This is a genomic window from Mesorhizobium sp. M1273 (genome assembly GCF_040318195.1).
In the GTDB taxonomy this organism is placed as follows: Bacteria; Pseudomonadota; Alphaproteobacteria; order Rhizobiales; family Rhizobiaceae; genus Mesorhizobium.
Genome location: NZ_JAMYLV010000014.1, coordinates 98,270 through 118,773, shown reverse-complemented (window position 1 = coordinate 118,773; position 20,504 = coordinate 98,270). Strand labels below are relative to the sequence as shown.

General features: G+C 62.9%; 22 protein-coding genes and 2 pseudogenes. 11 read left to right on the top strand and 13 right to left on the bottom strand.

Going from position 1 to position 20,504, the window contains the following annotated elements; all coding sequences use genetic code 11:
• Positions 1-17: 17 nt before the first annotated feature.
• Positions 18-566 carry an RBBP9/YdeN family alpha/beta hydrolase gene (locus tag NKH30_RS17190; RefSeq protein ID WP_023674728.1) on the bottom strand — a complete coding sequence of 183 codons (549 nt, stop codon included), beginning with the start codon at positions 564-566 and terminating at the stop codon, positions 18-20.
• Positions 567-837: 271 nt separating this feature from the next.
• On the opposite strand from NKH30_RS17190, the gene NKH30_RS17185 reads away from it, so the two are divergent.
• On the top strand, positions 838-1,650 hold the full coding sequence (locus NKH30_RS17185; RefSeq protein ID WP_352772752.1) for a VOC family protein: 813 nt from the start codon (positions 838-840) through the stop codon (positions 1,648-1,650).
• Between the two features lies 1 nt (position 1,651).
• On the opposite strand, the gene NKH30_RS17180 is transcribed toward NKH30_RS17185, so the two are convergent.
• Genes NKH30_RS17180 through NKH30_RS17165 form a run of 4 tightly spaced genes read right to left on the bottom strand, consistent with a single transcriptional unit; the run spans position 1,652 to position 4,828 of the window.
• Positions 1,652-2,224, bottom strand: coding sequence for an alpha/beta hydrolase (locus tag NKH30_RS17180; RefSeq protein ID WP_352637835.1), 573 nt, complete (start codon positions 2,222-2,224; stop codon positions 1,652-1,654).
• Complete coding sequence (gene purB, locus NKH30_RS17175; RefSeq protein WP_352576020.1) at positions 2,224-3,531, bottom strand: adenylosuccinate lyase; 1,308 nt, start codon at positions 3,529-3,531, stop codon at positions 2,224-2,226. Before purB ends, NKH30_RS17180 begins: the two co-directional genes overlap by 1 nt.
• 59 nt (positions 3,532-3,590) lie before the next feature.
• A complete protein-coding gene (locus tag NKH30_RS17170) occupies positions 3,591-4,091 on the bottom strand; it encodes a hypothetical protein (protein WP_352614092.1) in 501 nt (166 codons plus the stop codon).
• A gap of 11 nt (positions 4,092-4,102) precedes the next feature.
• A complete protein-coding gene (locus NKH30_RS17165) occupies positions 4,103-4,828 on the bottom strand; it encodes a DUF2259 domain-containing protein (RefSeq protein ID WP_352772745.1) in 726 nt (241 codons plus the stop codon).
• 248 nt (positions 4,829-5,076) lie between these two features.
• On the opposite strand from NKH30_RS17165, the gene NKH30_RS17160 reads away from it, so the two are divergent.
• The gene (locus NKH30_RS17160) at positions 5,077-5,331 is read left to right on the top strand and encodes a DUF2171 domain-containing protein (protein ID WP_352474015.1); all 255 of its coding nucleotides are present in this window, start codon (positions 5,077-5,079) and stop codon (positions 5,329-5,331) included.
• Positions 5,332-5,377: 46 nt separating this feature from the next.
• On the opposite strand, the gene NKH30_RS17155 is transcribed toward NKH30_RS17160, so the two are convergent.
• Positions 5,378-6,397 (bottom strand): P1 family peptidase, encoded by a 1,020-nt coding sequence (locus NKH30_RS17155; protein ID WP_352996306.1) that lies wholly within the window; start codon positions 6,395-6,397, stop codon positions 5,378-5,380.
• Between the two features lie 14 nt (positions 6,398-6,411).
• A complete protein-coding gene (locus tag NKH30_RS17150; RefSeq protein WP_352474016.1) occupies positions 6,412-7,485 on the bottom strand; it encodes a branched-chain amino acid ABC transporter substrate-binding protein in 1,074 nt (357 codons plus the stop codon).
• 180 nt (positions 7,486-7,665) lie between these two features.
• Between NKH30_RS17150 and NKH30_RS17145 the strand changes: the two genes are divergently transcribed.
• The 6 genes and pseudogenes from NKH30_RS17145 (at position 7,666) to NKH30_RS17125 (ending at position 11,988) form a co-directional block, all read left to right on the top strand.
• Complete coding sequence (locus NKH30_RS17145; RefSeq protein ID WP_352457772.1) at positions 7,666-8,160, top strand: flavin reductase; 495 nt, start codon at positions 7,666-7,668, stop codon at positions 8,158-8,160.
• 33 nt (positions 8,161-8,193) lie between these two features.
• Positions 8,194-8,302 (top strand): annotated as a pseudogene (locus NKH30_RS33160) (AAA family ATPase); the annotation flags it as partial.
• Positions 8,303-8,387: 85 nt separating this feature from the next.
• Positions 8,388-8,726, top strand: coding sequence for an XdhC family protein (locus tag NKH30_RS17140; protein ID WP_352996276.1), 339 nt, complete (start codon positions 8,388-8,390; stop codon positions 8,724-8,726).
• A gap of 6 nt (positions 8,727-8,732) precedes the next feature.
• Positions 8,733-9,437 carry an XdhC family protein gene (locus NKH30_RS17135; RefSeq protein WP_352996274.1) on the top strand — a complete coding sequence of 235 codons (705 nt, stop codon included), beginning with the start codon at positions 8,733-8,735 and terminating at the stop codon, positions 9,435-9,437.
• Positions 9,434-11,044, top strand: a complete 1,611-nt coding sequence (locus NKH30_RS17130) for an NTP transferase domain-containing protein (RefSeq protein ID WP_352996272.1) — start codon at positions 9,434-9,436, stop codon at positions 11,042-11,044. The genes NKH30_RS17135 and NKH30_RS17130 overlap by 4 nt, the downstream gene beginning before the upstream one ends.
• Before the next feature lie 86 nt (positions 11,045-11,130).
• A complete protein-coding gene (locus tag NKH30_RS17125) occupies positions 11,131-11,988 on the top strand; it encodes an alpha/beta hydrolase (RefSeq protein ID WP_352996270.1) in 858 nt (285 codons plus the stop codon).
• Here the strand turns inward: NKH30_RS17125 and NKH30_RS17120 are convergent.
• On the bottom strand, positions 11,985-13,022 hold the full coding sequence (locus tag NKH30_RS17120; protein WP_352996268.1) for a DUF1176 domain-containing protein: 1,038 nt from the start codon (positions 13,020-13,022) through the stop codon (positions 11,985-11,987). The genes NKH30_RS17125 and NKH30_RS17120 overlap by 4 nt on opposite strands.
• Before the next feature lie 123 nt (positions 13,023-13,145).
• Between NKH30_RS17120 and NKH30_RS17115 the strand changes: the two genes are divergently transcribed.
• Positions 13,146-13,652 carry a DUF1993 domain-containing protein gene (locus NKH30_RS17115; protein ID WP_352766959.1) on the top strand — a complete coding sequence of 169 codons (507 nt, stop codon included), beginning with the start codon at positions 13,146-13,148 and terminating at the stop codon, positions 13,650-13,652.
• A 45-nt stretch (positions 13,653-13,697) separates the two neighbouring features.
• Here NKH30_RS17115 and NKH30_RS17110 read toward each other — a convergent pair whose 3' ends face one another.
• The gene (locus NKH30_RS17110) at positions 13,698-13,862 is read right to left on the bottom strand and encodes a hypothetical protein (protein ID WP_023674744.1); all 165 of its coding nucleotides are present in this window, start codon (positions 13,860-13,862) and stop codon (positions 13,698-13,700) included.
• 386 nt (positions 13,863-14,248) lie between these two features.
• Here NKH30_RS17110 and NKH30_RS17105 point away from each other — a divergent pair, with 386 nt between their 5' ends.
• Both NKH30_RS17105 and NKH30_RS17100 read left to right on the top strand, forming a co-directional pair.
• Complete coding sequence (locus NKH30_RS17105; RefSeq protein ID WP_352996266.1) at positions 14,249-15,316, top strand: aldo/keto reductase; 1,068 nt, start codon at positions 14,249-14,251, stop codon at positions 15,314-15,316.
• A 46-nt stretch (positions 15,317-15,362) separates the two neighbouring features.
• The gene (locus NKH30_RS17100) at positions 15,363-16,628 is read left to right on the top strand and encodes a cysteine desulfurase-like protein (RefSeq protein ID WP_352996264.1); all 1,266 of its coding nucleotides are present in this window, start codon (positions 15,363-15,365) and stop codon (positions 16,626-16,628) included.
• A gap of 18 nt (positions 16,629-16,646) precedes the next feature.
• Here NKH30_RS17100 and NKH30_RS17095 read toward each other — a convergent pair.
• From NKH30_RS17095 to NKH30_RS17080, 4 genes and pseudogenes are all read right to left on the bottom strand, one after another.
• Positions 16,647-17,677: pseudogene (locus tag NKH30_RS17095) on the bottom strand (histone deacetylase family protein).
• Positions 17,674-18,186 carry a GNAT family N-acetyltransferase gene (locus NKH30_RS17090; protein WP_352766785.1) on the bottom strand — a complete coding sequence of 171 codons (513 nt, stop codon included), beginning with the start codon at positions 18,184-18,186 and terminating at the stop codon, positions 17,674-17,676. The pseudogene NKH30_RS17095 and the gene NKH30_RS17090 overlap by 4 nt, the downstream one beginning before the upstream one ends.
• 9 nt (positions 18,187-18,195) lie before the next feature.
• Positions 18,196-19,125, bottom strand: coding sequence for a 3,5-dioxohexanoate:acetyl-CoA acetone transferase (kce, locus tag NKH30_RS17085; protein WP_352501605.1), 930 nt, complete (start codon positions 19,123-19,125; stop codon positions 18,196-18,198).
• A 10-nt stretch (positions 19,126-19,135) separates the two neighbouring features.
• Complete coding sequence (locus NKH30_RS17080; RefSeq protein WP_352996262.1) at positions 19,136-20,503, bottom strand: aminotransferase family protein; 1,368 nt, start codon at positions 20,501-20,503, stop codon at positions 19,136-19,138.
• Position 20,504 lies beyond the last annotated feature (1 nt).

Below are 20,504 nucleotides of genomic sequence, written 5' to 3'. Positions count from 1 at the left end.
TGAAACGGTGAACCGCTCTAGAGATCCGTCAAGAATTTCGCGAACGTCATCGAGCCTTCAGGCCAGGGGCCGAAGCCGGAATCCGCGTTGAGATGACCGGCATCCCCGGCGTCGATGAACAGCGAGCCCCACGCCCCGGCAATGTCCTCGGCGACGCCGAAGGCGCAGAACGGGTCGTTGCGGCTGGCGATCACCACCGACGGAAACGGCAGCGGGTCGCGCGGATAGGGGCCGAAGGTCATCAGGTGCCTCGGCTTTATCTCTGGATTGGCGACATCGGGCGGCGCCACGAAGAAAGCGCCGGCGACCGGCCTCTCGAACCGAGGCAATGCTTGAATGACCGCCGCGACGCCAAGCGAATGGGCGACGATGACGACCGGCCGCTCGGCCTCGTTAACCGCCTTGGCGACACCGGCCGTCCAATCCTCGCGCACCGGCTTCGACCATTCCGCCTGTTCGACGCGGCGCGCTGTCGATAGTTTCGACTGCCAGCGGCTCTGCCAATGATCGGGGCCGGAATTGGTGTAGCCCGGCACGATGAGAATATCTGCTTCCCTGACTTTCATGGCGCGCATGTAGCGAGAGGCGCTGTCGGGTGCAACCGGGTATGAACTCAACAGCGACACGCAAACGGCCTCTCATCAGCCCGGTTCTGCTCGCTATTGTGAACACCATGTTCGCTTCTTGCGCTCTTGTGTGAACGATCGCGATCGACGATCTGTCGCTGAGAAAGAATGGCTGTTCCGAGATTTTGGCACGGACACGGCGTAGAATGATTGATGGCGCCGGGTTCCTTCGTTGGAAGCTTGTCGAGCGCCGGCTGAACGGAGCACTTTGATGAGCGAACTGCCTTTTGCCGCGACGACCCCGGTCAGCGTTGCCCGTGTCGGCTTGCGGGCGCGCGATGCAGAAAATCTCGCTGCCTACTATCGCAAAGTCGTCGGTTTGCAGGAACTGACCCGCTCCGGCGGCACGATTACGCTCGGCGCAGTCAATCGCCCTTTGCTCGACATCGAAGCGGATCCGGCTGCGAAACCCGATGACCCGCGCAGCGCCGGTCTTTTCCACACCGCCTTCCTGCTACCCAGCCGGGCCGATCTCGGCCGCTGGATCAATCACGCCATCGCCGGTAAGATCGGCATCGAGGGCGCATCCGACCATCTGGTCAGCGAGGCTCTTTATCTGACCGATCCGGAAGGCAACGGCATCGAGATCTATGCCGACCGCCGCCCCCAGGATTGGAAATGGAATGGCGACAAGATCGCGATGGCGACGGAGCGGCTGAACATTCCGTCGGTCATTGCCGAAGTGCCGGCCGGTGACGCCGGCTGGCAGGGCACGCCGGAAAACAGCATTATCGGCCACGTCCATTTGCGGGTCGGCAGCCCGGAAGAAGCCGAAGCATGGTGGCATCAGGAGTTCGGTTTCGACACAGTGGCAAAGTACGGTGGCGCGGCGGTGTTCCTGTCGTCCGGCGGCTATCATCACCACATTGGCGCAAATGCGTGGCAGAGCGCCGGCGCCGGTCGCCGCGATCCCGCCCGCTCCGGCTTGGCCTGGGTCGAGATGCGCTCGGACAATGCCGCAAGCGAGACCACCCGCGAGGATCCGTGGGGCACGGTAATAAGGACGGTTCCCGGTAAGGCGTAGGTTAGAGGTTCGCTTTTTCGAGCAAGCGGCCAAGCATGAGCAGGCCCGCTGGCCATACGCCCAGGCGCGCCTCGTTTCCCATATGGCCGAGATCGCCGGCATCGGCGATATCCGCGCCCCAGGCTGCGGCAAAAGCGGTCGCCTTGTCGAAGGTGACGCGTGGGTCGCTGCGGCTCGCCACCACCAATGTCGGGAAGGGCAGGCGCTTCAGCGGCATCGGCGCGAACGGGCGCACCGCGTCGAATGAGGGATCGGTATCCTCGACATTGGTCGCGGCAACCAGGAATGCCGCCGCGACCTTGTCGAGTTGGCTTTGACTGGCGCCGGCAGCCCACTTCACCGCCGTCGCCACCGCCAGCGAATGCGCAAGCAGCACGACGCGGCGCGGTGCGGCGGCCACCGCGGCATCCACTTGGCCGATCCAGTCTTCAGGCTTTGGCCGGTCCCACTCGGCCTGCAGCACGCGGCTCGAATTGGGGAACACCCGGCACCAATGCGACATCCAATGATCCGGCCCGGAATTGCCGCGCCCGGGCAGGGCGAGGAAATCGAAATCTCCGGCCGACGAAATCATCAGGCTTCTCCAAACACTCGGCTAAAGATCGTATCGACGTGCTTGGTATGATAGCCCAAGTCGAATTTCTCGCGGATCTCGGCCTCGGGCAAGGCTGCGACAACGTCCTTGTCGGCCAAAAGTTCCTCAAGAAAATCAGCGCCTTGCTCCCACACCTTCATGGCGTTGCGCTGCACCAGCCGGTAGGCGTCCTCGCGCGAAACACCGGCTTGCGTCAGCGCCAGCAGCACGCGCTGCGAATGCACAAGGCCACGGAATTTGTTCATGTTCTTCAGCATGTTGTCGGGGTAGACGAGCAGTTTGTCGACAACGCTGGTCAGGCGTGAGAGCGCGAAATCGAGCGTCACCGTCGCGTCGGGCCCGATCATGCGCTCGACCGAGGAATGCGAGATGTCGCGTTCGTGCCAGAGCGCCACATTCTCCATTGCCGGCAATGCGAAGGAGCGCACCATGCGGGCAAGGCCGGTGAGGTTCTCGGTCAGCACCGGGTTGCGCTTGTGCGGCATCGCCGACGAGCCCTTCTGGCCGGGTGAAAAGTACTCTTCTGCTTCGAGTACCTCGGTGCGCTGCAGATGGCGCACCTCGATCGCCAGCCGCTCGATCGACGAGGCGATGACGCCGAGCGTGGCGAAGAACATCGCATGGCGGTCGCGCGGAATCACCTGCGTCGACACCGGCTCGGGCTTCAGTCCGAGTTTCTTGGCCACGTATTCTTCGACGTAGGGGTCGATATTGGCGAAGGTGCCGACCGCACCCGAGATGGCGCAGGTGGCGATGTCCTCGCGTGCGTGCACCAGCCGCTCGCGGCAACGCGAGAATTCGGCATAGGCCTGCGCCAGCTTGACGCCGAAGGTGGTCGGCTCGGCATGGATGCCGTGGCTGCGGCCGATGGTGATGGTGTCCTTGTGCTCGAAGGCGCGGCGCTTGAGCGCCGCAAGCAGCCCGTCAATGTCGGCCAGCAGGATGTCGCTGGCGCGGGTGAGCTGCACGGCAAAACAGGTGTCGAGAACGTCGGAGGATGTCATGCCCTGGTGGATGAAGCGGGCATCCGGCCCGACGAATTCAGCAAGATGGGTGAGAAAGGCGATGACGTCATGCTTGGTGACGCGCTCGATCTCGTCGATGGCGTCGACGTCGAACTTCGCCGCTCCGCCTTTCTCCCAGATGGTCTTGGCGGCCTCCTTCGGGATGACGCCGAGCTCGGCCAATGCGTCGCAGGCGTAGGCCTCGATCTCGAACCAGATACGGAACCGGGTTTCGGGTGACCAGATGGCCACCATTTCCGGCCGGGAGTAGCGAGGGATCATCAGTCGGTCCTGACTTGTGAGAGCATTTGCCCGCGTCCTAACAGAGGCAGGCAAAATGCTCAACGTTGCTGGCGCGCAAACCAGACACTGGCGACAGCGAGTGCAACGAAACCGAGCGGAAAATACAGCCGGATGCCGAGGACGACGAACTGGTAAAGCGCCGTCAACATCGTGAACACGAACTGGAAAACCCAGGTGATGGTGAGCGCGGGTGCATGCCATTGGACATAGTAGGAGCGGTATTGCAGCCCAAAGAGGCCGCCGGTGAAGGTAATTGTCGCGGCGAGAAGGCAGACGAAGGCGGCGGCGAGGGCGATTTCCCAGTGGCGTCCGAGCGAGACGAGCCGCGCCAGAAACAGCCCAACCGGGAAGGCCAGCGCGCCGCCGGCAGCATAAAGCAGCGAGACGAAGCGGACCTTTGCCGGGGTCTCCCAATCGTACTGCAGCAGATTGAGCAGCGCGCTGGCGCCCATCGCTGCCGCCCACAGCAAGGCACCGGCAAATGCGGTGCGCAGCGACGGCAGAGCACGGCGGAGACGGCGCAGAGCGCGATAGCGCATGGCGGGGAACGTCACAGGCGACCGGTTACCGCGATCCAGCGATAGTCCGGCCCTTCGAAGCCGTATTGGCGCACCGCGATCAGCACGGCATAGGCGCTGAGGCTATCCAGCGAAAATGTCTGAACCGCGCCGATCTGGTAGCCATTCGGACAGCCTCTGCTTTGCGGGATCGATTTGTCCTCGTGAATGATCCTCGTCTGGCCGCCATCCTTCGCCTCGATGCGCAGCAGGCGAAAGCCATTGATCTCGCCCTGGCTCTGGCAGCGTTCGGTGTCATTCATGCCGATCTGGTCGAGCCGGAACTCGAGCGGATCGTCGACCGGCGAGAAGATCGGGCGCGGATTGACCACCATGCGGAAGGGATCGGCAGAAAGCTCGGTCACCGGGTTGAAGCCGGCGGTGATGCCGCGATTTGCCGTGAGTTCCGCCTGACTGACGATCGCTTCGCCCCTTTGCCGGGCCCGCAGCCGCGCTGCGGCCACCGTGGCATTCTCGTCGTCGAGCCGGACACGTATCGGCGAACCCTTCAGGAAACTGTCGTCGGCCGTGTCGATATAATAGCGTGTCGCATAGGGAAATCCCGATCCGTCCTGGACGCCGTATTCCTCGAAGGCAAAGACCCCGCCGTCACTGCTGAAGCCGAGGATCTCAAGCTCGGCGACATCGCCTGCGAAGGCGGCGGCCAAAGTCGCAAGCGGGGCAAGCAGGCAGACTGCAAACAGGGCAAGATTTCGCATGGGGCTTTCCATTCCGGCGGTCGACGCCCTCAAATTCCTATCACGATGCCGTCAAAAGATCGTGCTGACTGAAACACAAAGTCGATGCATCCAATCCGGCCGTCGTTTGTTATTGTCGGCAACTTCACCGCATCGTGCCGTCCGAAAATCCGGACCGATTTTCGCAAGGCACGGTGCATTGATTCAAAATGTTTAGAGCGTCCTTTGCGCGTTCAAAGGGACGCGCGGCGCTCTAAGGGAGACCCCCAATGATTGATGCAGCCAAGATTCGCGAACGTATGGAAGTGATCGGCGCCGACGGCGTCCATGTCGGTACCGTCGACAAGGTTGACGGAGATCGCATAAAGCTGACCAAGCGCGACAGCGGCGAGGGCGCTCACAGGGGCCATCACCACTTCATTCCTCTCAGCCTTGTCGCCGAGGTCGAGGGCCAGAAGGTGCGGCTGTCGGCAAACTCGGATGTTGCGGTCACGTTCGAGGAAGAAAAATCCGAACCCACCTGATCATAATCCAGTCTGACTACGGCTCACCCGAATGAGCGTTGCGCGTTCAGCGCGACGACCAGACCGGGAACAGATCGCCCTCGGCCGGCGTCGCGGCAAAGACGCCGCGGCTGATGGCGCGTGCCATCGTGGCGCCGGCCGCGGCGTAGAGATCGACGGCATCGTTGGGTGCGAGCTCAATGCCGCTCTTGCCCGTTGCCAGCGCGAAGACCAGATCGCCGTCTGCGGGCGTGTGTGTCGGCCAAATGGCACGGACAAAGCCGTCATGTGCCGATATCGCCAGACGTTTGGCGGCGGCCTTCGTGAGTACCGCATCGGTGGCGATCACGGCGATGGTCGTGTTGGCGCCGGTTTCCGCCTGTTCTGCCGCATGCTTGTCACGGAACTTCAGCAGGACCTTTCTGGCATCGTCAGGCATCGGGTGGGGATAGCCTAACCCGCCGAACTCGTCGCCGATCTCGAACGGCGCCGCCCAGAAATGGCGGGTCCCTGCGACCGTCACCGAGCCGGTCGGGTTGACGGCGGCGAGCGCGCCGATGGTGACGCCGCTGTCCAGCACTGTCGAGGCCGAGCCGAGCCCGCCCTTCAGGCCGGAACTCAAAGCCCCGCTACCTGCGCCGGCAGTGCCGAGCGCAAAGTCTATCGCGGCGGCTTGCGCGGCTTCGTAGCCAAGGTCACGGTAAGGCGGATACTGGCCCCAATCCTTGTCGCCGCCATTGCGCAGGTCGAACAGGATCGCCGCCGGCACGATCGGCACGCGAAAGCCGCCGACCTCGACGCCGATGCCCCTTTCACGCAATGCCGCCTGCACCCCCGACGCGGCGTCGAGGCCAAAAGCCGACCCGCCCGAAAGCACCACGGCATGGATGGCGTGGATCGAATTGTGCGGCTCGAGCAGGTCGGTTTCGCGGGTGCCCGGCGCACCGCCCAGGATTTGCACGCCGGCCACGGCCGGTTCGTCGCAGATGACGGTGGTCACACCGGATTTCAGCTTGGCATTCGCCGCATTGCCGACACGCAGGCCGGCGACGTCCGTGATGAGATTGCGCGGACCCGTATGGAACATCCCTGTGCTGGACATCATTGGCTCTCCGCCGGCACGAAACGGCCGCCGTCGAAACGGAAGGCTCGATAAGGATTTTGCGTCAGGTCACCTTTTTCGTCAAAGCGGATCGGTCCGATCGCCGTGGTGAAGTCATGCGCGGTCAGCACGTTGGCCAGCCTCTCGCCGGAGCTTTGCGTCAATGCTGAAGCCGACTTGGCGATCTCGACCGCGGCATAGGCGGGCAGCGTGTAACCTTCCGGCACGATGTTTTGTCCGGCGAAGCTCTGCAGCACCTTGGGGTCGGCGACATCGGCCCATTCGGGCGGCGCGATCATCAGCGTGCCGTCGGCATAAGCCACGTCGCCGAGCGGCGCGCGCAACGCTTCGCCGCCGGCAAACACCATGCCGGTATTTAGCTGGCCAGCATCCCGGCCCATAATGGCGACATCATCGCCGTCGCCGCCGGCAAAGACATGCGTTGCGCCGGCTTTCCTAAGTCGGCCGATCAGGCCGATCTGGTTATCGAGCTGCGGCCGGAACGTGTCGACGAAAACCGGCTTCAGCGCCGCTTGCTCGGCGGCTGCCCGAAATGTCTCGGCCATTTCGCGGCCATAGATCGTACCGTCGTCGACGATGGCGAACAGCTCGGTCTGCCATAGGCGGGTGAGGATGGCAGCGACGGCATTGCGCTCGTCGTCGCCGCGCGGCCCGAGACGATAGATCGGCCATCCGGTCTTGGCGCGCCGGTCGGTCAGGCTTTCCGTGCGAACGCCGACTGTGATCACCGGTATGCCGGCATCCTTGAGGATCGGCAGAGCCGCCTCGATTGCGTCGGTGCACAAAAACCCGATGACGACGTTGACCTTGGCCGCGGTGAATTCCCGCGCGGCGGCGGCGCCACCGTCGGCCGTGCAGGCGTCATCGATCGTCCTGATCTCGGTACCGTCAGCTTCAGCCGCCATTGTCGCGCCGGCCTCGATCTGTTTGCCGAGGATTGCCGACGGCCCCGACAAAGGTGCCGCGACGCCGACCCGCAGCGTCTCGGCGCTCGCACTACCGGCGACCGAGAGCCAGGCCAGCACCGCTATTGTGGTTGTCCAACGTCGCATGCGAGCGAAGAATTCCTCCGCGCCGATCGCGTGTTCTGCCGGCGCCAATGCCGTCAAGACCTAAAGGCTGGCCAGCTTTGGCGCAACACGCGAATTCGGGATATAGGTCAAGCACTTCGCTTGTGGCCTGCAATATCCCCCCATATATAACGGTTGGTTCTGACTAGTGGAAAATCATCGGTGCTGAAGAAGAATGACATCGGGCCGCAGGCCTACCGCGACGCGATGGCCCATTTTGCTGGCCATGTGCATGTGGTCACCACCGATGGCCCTGCCGGCAGGCGCGGCGCGACGGTGATCGCGGCCTGCTCGGTGTCGGACACGCCGCCAACCATCCTGGTTTGCCTCAATCGTGAAAATCCCAAGAACGAGCCGTTCGTGGAAAACGGCAAATTTGCCCTGAACACGCTGGCTTCGGATCAGGAGCCGCTGTCGATCGGCTTTTCCGGCATTACCGGCCTGCCGGTCGAGGAGCGTTTCGCATTGGCCGAATGGGATGTGATCTCGACCGGTGCGCCGACGCTGAAGGGTGCGCTCGCCGTCTTCGACTGCGAACTGATCGACTCCAAGGATCTGGCCACCCACCGTGTGCTTTTTGGCAAGGTTACAGGTTTGCGCATCGGCGATAATTTGCGGCCGCTGATCTATCACAACCGCGGCTACCACGCTTTGTAGAGGCTTTCAGATGGCCGCGTCGGCGAAGACAGGATGACCGAGTTGAAAACCGCGTCCGGCGCCGCGGACGATCGACGAGACGCTCGATCTGTTGACCCGTGCGGATTATGTGGCGGACCGGTCGCTGGCAACCGTGCTGTTTTTTATGCGTTCGGTCGACGCGCGCCCGTGGATCGAGGCTGGCGTGAAGCGCGTCGCATAACCACATGTCTGCCAGGGAGAAAATCATGGAACGCAGTATCTATCTCGATGGGGCCCGCGACCCGCTGATCATCGCGGAGGGCTGGATGAAGGACGGCAAGGATGTCGCCATTGCCACCGTGGTCGAGACCTGGGGCTCGGCGCCGCGCCCGGTCGGCAGCCACCTGGTCATCGACGCCGAAGGCAATTTCCACGGCTCCGTCTCGGGCGGCTGCGTCGAAGGCGCCGTGGTCGCCGAGGCGGTCGATGTTATCGATAGCGGCAAGGCCAAAATGCTCGAATTCGGCGTCGCAGACGAGACCGCCTGGCAAGTCGGCCTGTCATGCGGCGGCCGCATCAAGGTCTATGTAGAAAGATTGGGTTGATCTCGAATGGATCCCTATGCGCTGAAGACACTCAACGCCGAACGCCGCGCCCGCCGCGCGGCAATCCTGGTCACCGATCTCGGCGACGGCCGCGACCGTGTCGTGCGCGAGGGCGACCGGGTAGCTGGCGAACTCGGGGCGGCCATCGCCAAGGCATTTCGCACCGGCAATTCCGGTTCGGTCGAAGCTGAGGGACGGACCTTCTTCCTCAACGCACATCTGCCGCAGCCGCGCCTGGTGGTGATCGGCGCCGTCCACATCAGCCAGGCGCTGGCACCGATGGCCAGGATCGCCGGCTATCCTGTCGAGATCATCGATCCGCGCACGGCCTTTGCCACGCCCAATCGTTTTCCCGATATCGCGCTGCATGCCGAATGGCCAGAGGATGTGCTGACCCGTCAGCCGCTCGATAGCTATACGGCGCTGGCTGCTCTCACCCACGATCCGAAGATCGACGATTTCCCGCTGAAGGCGGCGCTCGACGCCGGCTGCTTTTATGTCGGCGCGCTCGGCAGCCGCAAGACCCACGCCAAACGTGTGGAACGCCTGCTGGCTTCGGGAGCGACCGCCGACCAGATCGCCCGCATTCATGCCCCGATCGGCCTCGACATCGGCGCCGCCAGCCCCGCCGAGATCGCCGTCGCGGTGTTGGCGCAAGCGATCCACGCCTTTCGCTCCCGCGGCCTCGAATCCAAAGGCGCGGTCGCGTGAAATTTGGTCCCGTTGCGATCGATACGGCAGAAGGGGCAGTGCTTGCGCACGCCACCACGGTCGGAGAGCGCCGCTTCCGCAAGGCGCACAGGCTAAGCGCCGGGGATGTGTCCCTGTTGACGGCCGCTGGCATTTCCGAGGTCGTAGCGGCGGTGTTGGCGCCCGATGATCTCAGCGAGGACGTCGCCGCCGAAAAGATCGCCGCATCCATGATCCATCGCAACATCGAGGCGAAGCCCGCCGCGACAGGTAGGGTCAACCTCCACGCGCAGGCTGCCGGCATGTTCACCGTCGACGCGGCGATGATCAACGCCATCAACGCCGTCGATCCGACGATAACCATCGCCACGCTCGCGCAGCATGCGCCGGTCGAAAAAGGTCAGATGGTAGCAACGGTGAAGATCATCCCATTTGCGGTCGCCTCCGCTTTGGTCGATGCCGTGGCAAGGATCTGCGCCGGCGGCGAGATATTTGCGGTCAACGCCTATCAGCCGGTGCGCGTCGGCGTCATCCAGACGGTGCTGCCCGGCATCAAACCCAGCGTGCTCGACAAGACGCTGCGCGTCACCGAAGCGCGCCTGGCGCGTTCGGGCGGCAGGCTGACGGCGGAGCGTCGAACCCTGCATGAAATTATCCCCGTCGCCGAGGCTGCGGCCTCGCTGATCCGCGACAACGATATGGTGGTTATCTTCGGCGCCTCGGCGATGGCCGATTTCGGCGACGTCGTTCCCGCTGCCATCGAAAAGGCAGGCGGCACTGTTATCCGCGCCGGCATGCCGGTCGATCCCGGCAATCTGCTGGTGCTAGGCACTCTAGGCGGCAAGCGCATCATCGGTGCGCCGGGCTGCGCCCGCAGTCCCAAGGAGAACGGCTTTGACTGGGTGCTTGACCGGCTGATCGCCGGTCTCGACGTGACCGCCAGGGATATTGCCGGCATGGGTGTCGGCGGGCTGTTGATGGAAATTCCGACGCGGCCGCAACCCCGCGAGCCGTTGCCGGCCAAAGCCGAACCAAAGATCGAGATCGTGCTTCTGGCCGCCGGCCGCTCCAGCCGCATGGGCGGGCCGAACAAGCTCTTGGCACTGTTCGATGGCAAGCCCCTGGTCCGCCGCACCGCCGAACGCGCGGTCGGTTCGAAAGCCGCGGCCACCATCGTCGTCACCGGCCACCAGAGCGAGCGCGTGCGCAGTGCACTGTCTGGCCTCGATATGACCTTCGCCGACAATCCGGATTTTGCCGAGGGTCTGTCTTCGTCGCTGAAGGCCGGCATCGCCAAGATTTCCGGCGACGCCGCCGGCGCCATGATTGTCCTCGGCGATATGCCCGGCGTCGCCTCGGCCGACCTCGACAGGCTGATCGAGGCGTTCTGCAGGTCCGAAGGCCGATCGGTGGTGCGGGCCTCGCACGATGGGCGGCGCGGCAATCCGGTGCTGCTGCCGCGTTCGCTGTTTGCCGCGATCGCTCACCTCGAAGGCGATACCGGTGCCCGCCATCTGGTCGAGGCCGAAGGGCTCGACGTCATCGATGTCGAGATCGGCGAAGGGGCAGCCGTCGATGTCGACACGCGCGAGGCGCTGGAAAGCGCCGGCGGCGTGCTGCAGGATTGACAAACCGAAGCCGAAAAACGCATGGCTGAGGGATGGCCTTTCGTTCCTGCTTCCGCTTGCCTCCCTCCGGCCTCCCGGCCCTGCTGATGGCGATTCTTTTGTCGCTCTCTTGTGCCGCCTACGCCAACGCTCTCGAACTCAAACCCTTCAAGGACGATCTGTTCGCCTATCCGGCCACACTTTGGTCCCAGAGCAACGGCGCCTATACGGTCATCGATTATCGTGAGCTGCGCGACATCAACGCTCGTGACGAAGTGCCTGAGCGTCGTGTACACGCGCAATACTCCGACACCGGCGTGCGTAAGGTGCAGCACGATCTCTTGCTGCCGACCGATGCAGGCGATGTCCGCCATATTGCCGTCGGCAAGACCGGGGGCGCCAGCATCATCGTGCTTTATCTGCACGGGCAGGGCGGCAGCCGCAAGCAGGGCATTGACGACTTCACCTTCGGCGGCAATTTCAACCGCATCAAGAACCTGATGGCCGGCAATGGCGGCCTCTATCTGTCGCCGGATTTTTCCGATTTCGGCGACACCGGTGCGACCCAGATCGCCGCGCTGATCAACCACTATGCCGAACAATCGCCGAGCGCAAAAATCTTCGTCGCCTGCGGCTCGATGGGCGGCTCAATATGCTGGAAGCTGGCCGCCCGCCATGACACCGGCGGGCGCATCGACGGGCTGCTGCTGCTCGGCTCGCTATGGGACGAGAGTTTCTTCTCAAGCCCCGCCTTCAAGCGTCGTGTGCCGGTCTTCTTCGGCCAGGGCAGCAAGGACCCGGTGTTTCCAATCGAGAAACAGGAAGCCTTCTTCCGATCGATTCTGGCCAAATCGAAAGCCTATCCGACCCGCTTCGTCCGCTTCGAGACCGGCACGCATGGCACCCCTATCCGCATGACCGACTGGCGCGGCACGCTCAATTGGATGTTGTCGAAGGCTCCCTAAGGCGCGGTATTGTAGTCGACGACCGTCTGCGGATTTTCCTCGCCGTCATAAGACGCGTCGACATCGTACTGGACCAGGGAAAAATCGCCGTTGCGAAACAGATAGGTCCCTGATGAAGAGGCATCGCCGATGCCACGCCATTTGTTGAAGCTGGTGATCGTCTTGGTCTCTTCGTCGTAATCGGAATTAGTTGCCCAGCCGGAGGTCTGGAAGCCAACTATGGTCATGCCCAGCAATTTGCCGTCGCTGTCATTGTTCTCGTAGCGGATGTCCATCTCAGGTTCGGCGAACTGCAATTGTCTCACGCCAAGCACGTCGTCGCTCATGTAATAGATCGAGTTTTCGTTGTAGGCCGCGGCCGAGCAGCCGAAATGGAAAAGCCGCGTTTCGCTTTCGGGATCACTGGCAGACGCATCCTTGCCCTTATAGTGGATCGAGAAAATGTCCGGCTCCTGCGCCAAAAGATCCTTGTCACACTGGTCGCCATAAGTCGCGGCAAACGCCTTTTTGGCTTGCTCAAGCGCTACGTCCTTCTTCGGCGGCGGCCGTCCTTCGCCGCAGCTTGCCGGCACGGCATCCTCGAAATCGGCCTTTGAGGGTTTCAGCGCACCCTTATCGATGAAGATCGAGCGAAATGGCGGTTCCTGGATCGAGGCGTTGATCTGGCGCAGCGTATAGCAGCCGGCAAAGACATTTTCGCTGCCGTCCTTGGCCGTCGCCCGGATGGCGACCGGAACGCTATAGTAGATGCTGCCGGCAGCCCCGTCTTCGGATACGCCACCGGTTTTGACTTCGACCGTGTCCGTGCTGTCATAGCCTTTGACGAAGGAATTGAAATCCTTGGCCGGCTTGGTGTCGCCGAAATAATCCCAGGCGCGCGCGAATTCGTGCCGGCTGATGGCACTATAAAGTGACCGGATGACCGCTTCGGCATTCGACCTGTCGTCGATATAAGGCGCGTCTGCGGCGAGCGCCGATTGGCCGGCAATGGCAAGAGACACAAAAGCGGTCGCTGCAAAAAGGGCGCGTCTCATCGGGAACCTCCACTCGATGAAAAATCCTATCATATCGATTGCGGCGACGTGGTGACGCTTGAACAATCGCCTGCGAAGGCGCTACCTCTCGCCCTCGGCAGTCGGGCCGCGTGGAGATTTCTTGTGACCATATCAATGTATGAAGCATCCGTGCCGGTATTTTCGGCGAGGCTGAAGGCACTAGCCAATGTGCTGAACATTGCCGAGCAAAATGCGGCTGATCGCAAGATTGATCCGCAGGTGTATCTGACGGCGAGGCTGGCGCCGGACATGTTTGCGCTGACCAGGCAGGTACAGATTGCCACCGATCACGCCAAAGGCGCCCCGTCACGGCTTGCGGGACGCGAGGTGCCAAAATACGAGGACAATGAGGCGAACTTCGCTGATCTGCAGGCCCGCCTTACCAAGACGCTCGACTATCTCGCGACATTTTCGGCGGCCGAATTCGATGGTTCAGATGACAGGATAGTCGAACTGCGGCTTGCGGGACGCGAGGTTTCGATGCCGGGGATGCAGTATCTACTGCATGCCGCCATGCCCAATTTCTATTTCCACCTGACCACCGCCTACGACATCCTGCGCCACAACGGCGTGCCATTGGGCAAGTCGATCTTCCTCGGATCGCGTTGAGATCCGCTCGTGAGATATCCGCCAGGGCGGATATCTCACGGTTGTTTAGCGCAGGGACATTTCCCGGGCGATGCGCGGGAAATCGGCCGGCTTGACGCCGATATCGGCGCGATCGGCATTGCTCATCGAATGGAGCAGCGCCAGCGCCGCTCGATAGCGCAGCTGTTCCCGCGGACGCGGACGAGCGAACATTTCAGTGAAGAATCCCATGATTCAAGCCCCTTATTGAACCTCCAAGGCGGTCAATATAAGCAGATCATGACGATTGTGCAGTGCAGCATTCGCATGGCAGCCATGCTGCCCTGATCTTTTTTGACATAATTCGGCTGGTCCGGCGAAACTTCTGCGGCGCTTTGACCGTAGGCGTCTATGCCGGCACTTGGCCGGTTTTTTCCTCGCCATTCCTGGCGAACTTCCGGACTGCATGAAAATGCAGTCCGGCTTTTTATTAGCCGCAGGGATAAACCCTGTCCGCCAGCGTCCCGGGAAAGTCGCCTGACCTTCCATCCGTGGGCTTGGAAGCGGGCGGCGCTTTCCTGTATGCTATTGCGTCCTCCTCGCGCAGCCGCGCAAAAAATTCCCGCCGGAGAAACTCCATGCACAAACGCCGTCTCGGCCAGACCGATCTTTTCGTGTCGCAAATCTGCCTCGGATCGATGACCTGGGGCCAGCAGAACACCGAGGCGGACGGTCACGCCCAGATGGATCTGGCATTTGCGCGCGGCGTCAATTTCATCGACACCGCCGAGCTCTATCCGATCCCGCCCAAGGCGGAGACACAAGGCCGTACCGAGACAATCATCGGCAACTGGATGAAGGCGAAGCGCAATCGCGGCCAGATGATCATCGCCTCGAAAGTGGTCGGCCGCACCGCCAACACCTGGTTTCGCGGCGACCGCCCGTCGAAGCTGGTGCGCGCCGATATCTTCGACGCAGTCGAGAAATCGCTGGCCAGGCTCAACACCGATTACATCGACCTCTATCAGATCCATTGGCCGGAACGCGACGTGCCGTGGGGCGCCAATCCGAACCGGATCGGCGCCGTGCCGCGACGCTCCGATGCCGCCGGCGTGCCGGAGGGCGAGACGCCGATCGCCGAGACGCTTGCCGTATTCGATGAACTGGTGAAGGCCGGCAAGATCTGCCATTTCGGCCTGTCGAACGAGAATTCCTGGGGCGTCATGCGTTTCATTGGCGAAGCCGACAAGGGCCTCGGCCCGCGCGTCGCCTCCGTGCAGAACGCCTATAATTTCGTCAACCGCACCTTCGAGGTGAACCTAGCCGAAGTCTGCGAGCGCGAGCAGGTGTCGCTGCTTGCCTATTCGCCGCTGGCGCAAGGCTATTTGACCGGCAAATACGATCATGGCGCGCGGCCGCAGGGCTCGCGCTCGCAGTTGTTCAACCGCGGCCAGCGCTACGAGACTCCGAATGCTGCCGAGGTGCAGCTCGAATACAACCGATTGGGGCGCACATTCGGCATGGAGCCGGCGCTGTTTGCCAATGCCTATGTCTCGAACCGGCCCTTGGTCACCTCGAACATCATCGGCGCCACCACCATTTCGCAACTCGAAATGGCGCTCTCTTCCGCCGACGTGGTCTGGACCGAGGACATGCAGAAAGCCGTTGATGCGATCCACCAGCGCGTCGGCAATCCGTGCCCTTGATGCGTCGGGACGTGGTTGTCCGATCGTCATAAGGAGGGGAACAGCCATGGACTTCCGGATCGACGCGGTGCGCGCGAAATTTCCGGCTTTGTCGCTGATCGACAAGGGCCGCCGGCGCATCTATCTCGACAATCCTGCCGGCACGCAGGTCCCGCAGGCGGTGGCGGACGCCGTATCGCGTTGCTTGCTGACCACCAATGCTAACCTCGGCGGCTTCTTCGAGACCACCGTTGCAGCACAAGACATCGTGGACGAGGCCCATCTGGCGATGGCGGATTTTCTCGGCGCTGCGAGCCCGCAGGAAATCATCATCGGTGCCAACATGACGACATTGACCTACCACATGTCGCAAACGCTCGGCCGCACGATGAAGCCTGGGGACGAGATCATCCTCACCCGCATGGATCATGAGGGCAACGTCTCACCCTGGCTGCAACTGGCTGAAGACCTTGGCCTTGTCGTGCGCTGGCTGCCTTTCGACCAGCAGAGCTGGCAGATCGAGGAGGCGGCGCTCGCCGCGCTGCTTTCCGAGAGGACGCGGCTCGTCGCGCTCAACTACGCCAGCAATCTCACCGGGTCGATCAACCGGGTGAAGGCGTTGACTGGCATCGCCAGGCGGGCTGGTGCGTTGGTCTACGTCGATGCCGTCCAGTTCGCGCCGCATGGCCTGATCGACGTCCAAAACCTCGGCTGCGATTTCCTGATCTGCTCGGCTTACAAGTTCTTCGGCCCGCATATGGGAATTTTGTGGGGCAGGCTGGACGTTATCGATGCGCTTAAGCCGTATAAATGCCGTTGCTCGTCCAATGCCCTGCCGGAGCGCTTCGAGCTCGGCACGCCGCAAATCGAACTGATGGCCGGCCTGTCGGCCGCGGTCGATTATTTTGCCGAGTTGGGCGCGGCAGCCGGCGCGCAAGGATCGCGTCGGCTGAAAATCGCCAAGGCCTTCGAAGTTTCAATCGCTTACGAGAACCCGCTGGCGCAACAGCTGATCGACGGTCTGTCGGATATTGCCGGCCTGACCATCCACGGCATCACCGATCCGAAGCGGATCAATGAGCGTGTGCCGACGGTGTCGTTCACTGTCGAAGGCATCGTGCCGGAGACGATCGTGCGGCAGATGAATGCCGAAAACATCTTCCTGTGGTCCGGCCACAACTACGCCTGGGAGATCGTCCACCAGCTCGGCATTCCGGCCGAGCAGGGCGTGGTGCGCATCGGCATCGCTCATTACAACACTGCAGCCGAGATCGACGAGACGCTGGAGAGCGTGCACCGCGTTGTCGCCATGCTGCGGCAGGAACGATCCTGAGCGGCCCTCGCGGGCGGATCATCGCTTGTGGGTGCCGCCAAAACCGGTGAGGAAGGCGGTGAGATTGTCGCCGAGCTCGTCGCAGAGATAGCCGCCTTCCTGGACGATGACCGTTGGCAGGCCGAGCCCGGCGATCACCTCGCCAATGCGCGAAAAACCAGGCGTGCTCACCGACAGCCCGCCGAACGGATCACCTTCGAAGGCGTCTAGCCCCAGCGCCACCACAAGCGCATCGGGCGAGAAGGCCTTGATGCGCTGGAACGATGCCTCCAGCGCTTCGAGGAACGTTGTATCGCCGGATTTGCGCGGCAGCGGCAGGTTGAGATTGTAGCCGAGGCCGCGCCCTTCGCCGCGCTCGTCGCCATGGCCCCAGAAAAACGGGTAGAAGCGCACCGGGTCGGCATGCAGCGACACGGTGAGCACGTCCGGCCGGGCATAGAAGATGCCTTGCGTGCCGTTGCCGTGGTGGAGGTCGACATCGAGGATCGCCACCCGCGCCGCCTGTTTGCGCAGAACCTGTGCAGCGACGGCCGAATTGTTGACGAAGCAGAAGCCGCCGGCGACATCGGCACAGCGTGATGGCCGGGCGGCCGGCACAGCGCATAGGCGGCCGGCGCTCCAGACATCACCGCCTCGGCGGTTTCAACCGCGCTCCAGGCGCTCCAAAGCGCGCTCTGCCACGTCTCGCCGGAGATCGGGCAGGCGGTGTCGGCCATGTGATAGCCGGCCTGGCCGACCGCCGAGGCCGGATAGGAGCCGTTCCGCGCGATCGGATGGATATTGGGGATGACCTCGGCCGAGGCGCCCTCGATGCGCTGCCAGCGCGCGAAGATGTGCTGGAGAAAATCGAGATATTCCGGCGTATGCACCGCCGCAATCGGGCTGAGTCCGTGATCCCGCGGCCGTTCGATCGTGCAGCCGGCAGCCTTTGCGCCGGCCAACAATCGCTCGACCCGTTCCGGCCTTTCCGGATTGGGCTGCGGCGCGCCGCTCGAGAGGAACGCCTTCGGGTCATGGCGCTTCTGTTCTTCGGCATAGAAGGCTTTCATGTTGGCTCCTCCGGTGCATCGGCAAAGGCGAAAAAGGCGTCGCCGACGATCTTCTGCACCTGCTCGTAGCTGGACCAGGCAATGCCCAATCGTTCGTAAAAAGCCTTGGCGGTCTCGTTGTCGGTATCGACGGACAGCCTGAGATAGGCGCCGCCGCTCTTCCGGCATTGCGCCGCGACTCGGCGCAGCAGGCGTTCGCCGATCCTGCGGCCACGAAAACGGTCCTCGACATAGAGGTCCTGCACATAGACGCCGGGCCGTCCCATCCATGTCGAGAAGATCGGGAAATACAGGCAAAGCCCGGCAAATTCGCCACCGATTTCGGCAATCAGGGTCGAGAAGGCAGGCTTTTCGCCAAAGCCATAGGTGCGGAGATCCTGAGCTGTCGAGGTGATCTCCTGATGTGCGCCGACATGCGCGCCGAGCCGCAGGAGCGCGGCGTGGATGGTTTCGACGTCCTCGACGGTCCCGGGCCGGATGACAATGTCTCTTGACGGTGGGTTGGTCACGGTCGCATCTCAGAACGCCACGCGGTCGCCGCCCTTGAGCGCCAGCATCTGCCGCGCCTCGGCCGGCGTCGCGACGTCCAGCGACAATCCGTCGAGCACGCCGCGGATGCGGCGCACCTGGTCGGCATTGGACTTGGCGAGCTGGCGCCCTTCGTAGAGGCTATCCTCCAGCCCGACGCGGACATTGCCGCCCATCGCCGCCGCAATCGAGATCATCGGCATCTGGTGGCGTCCGGCGGCCAGCACCGAAAACCGGTAGCTGTCGCCGAACAGTTTGTCGGCGATGCGCTTCATATGGATCAGGTTTTCTGGATCGGCGCCGATGCCGCCAAGAATGCCCAAAACAAACTGGATGAATAAAGGTCCGGACACCAGTCCACGATCGCGAAAATGCGCCAGCGAATAGAGATGGCCGACATCGTAGCACTCGAATTCGAAGCGCGTGCCGCAACCACGCCCGAGCTTCTCGAGCACCGTCTCCATGTCGGCAAAGGTGTTCTTGAAGATCGTGTCACGGGTAGCCTCGAGCAGCTTCGGCTCCCATTCGTGCTGCCATTCTCGCGGCCGCTCGAGCATCGGGAACAGCGCGAAATTCATCGAACCCATATTGAGCGAACACATTTCCGGCTCGGCCCTGAGCGGCGCGGCCAGCCGCTGGTCGAGCGTCATCAGCGACGATCCGCCGGTGGTGATGTTGATCACCGCATCGGTCGCCTGCTTGATGCGCGGCAGGAACTGCATGAACACCTCGGGGTCGGCGGTCGGCCGCCCATCCCTAGGGTCGCGGGCATGAAGATGCAGGATCGAAGCGCCGGCCTCGGCGGCGGCGATCGCGTCTGCGGCGATCTGGTCCGGCGTCACGGGCAGATGCGGCGACATCGACGGGGTGTGTACCGACCCGGTGATGGCGCAGGTGATGATGACTTTTCGCGACGCCATGGTTCGCCTCTCAGCCTTCGACCAGCAGGTCGAGCTCGCCGGCCAGCACCTCGAGTGAGTCGCCGATGATGGATATGATCTCGCCGATCTGCGCGGCGGTGACGATCATCGGCGGCGCGACCATGAAATTGTCGCCGTCGACACCGCCCTTGACCTTGCGTCCGTAGATGATCAGGCCGCGCTCATAGGCGAGGTCGAGCAGGCGCTGGGTGGCCTTTTTCGCCGGCTCGATCGGCCTCAGCGTGTCCGGATCGGCGACAATTTCGGCACCGGTGAGCAGGCCCTTGCCGCGGATGTCGGCGATGAACGGAAACCGCTTCGCCAATCCCTTCAGCTCGTCCATCAATAGCTCGCCCATGACAGCCGCGTTGGCGATCAGGTCGAGACGGTCCATCTCGCCGAGCACGGCGAGCCCGGCGGCGCAGGCGAGCGGGTTGCCGGCGTAGGTATGGCCGTGCTGAAAGCCGCCCGATGCGAGCAAAGGCTGCACCAGCCGCATCGGTGCCGCCAGCGCACCGAGCGGCGCATAGCCCGAGGCCAGCCCCTTCGACAGCGCGACGATGTCGGGCTTGCAGTTCCAGTGGTCGCCGCCGAGGAATTTTCCGGTGCGGCCGGCACCGCTCATCACCTCGTCATGGATGAGCAGGATGCCGTAGCGATCGCAGATCTCGCGGATGCGCGGATAGTAGCTGTCCGGCGCCAGCAGTGCTGCCGTGGCAGCGCCGCCGACCGGCTCCATGATGAAGGCGAGCACGCTCTGCGGTCCCTCGGCGAGGATCTTTTCCTCCAGCATGTCGGCGTAGCGGATGCCGCGCTGTTCCATCGAAAGATTGTCGCGGTCGCGCCAGGCGATGGGCGCCGGCACGGTCGGCATCATCTGCATCATCGGCACAAATGTTTCGGACAGCGCATCGTCGCCGGTAACGGCGAGCGCGCCGAGCGTGCCGCCATGATAGGAGGGAAAGCGCGAGATCACCTTCCAACGGCTGGGCTGGCCGGTGGCGACCGCCCATTGCCGCGCCAGCTTGATGCAGGATTCGGTCGCTTCCGAGCCGCCGGAGACAAAGAAGATGCGGTCCATGCCCTCGGGGAGTTTGGCCGCCAGCTGCCGCGCGAGCTCCTCTGCCGGTTCGTTCTCGAAATGCAGACGGTAGGCGAAGGTGGCGCGGTCCATCTGCCTTTTCATCGCGTCGAGCACGTTGCGATTGGAGTGGCCGATATTGGCAACCATCGGACCGCTCGATCCGTCGATGAAGCGGCGGCCATCCTGCGTCCACATGTAGATGCCTTCGGCGCGGTCGATCATCGGCCGGCGCAGGCTGGATAGATAAAACAGATGCGAGGCTTCGCGAGTTTCCGGGGCAGGAGACTTCAACATG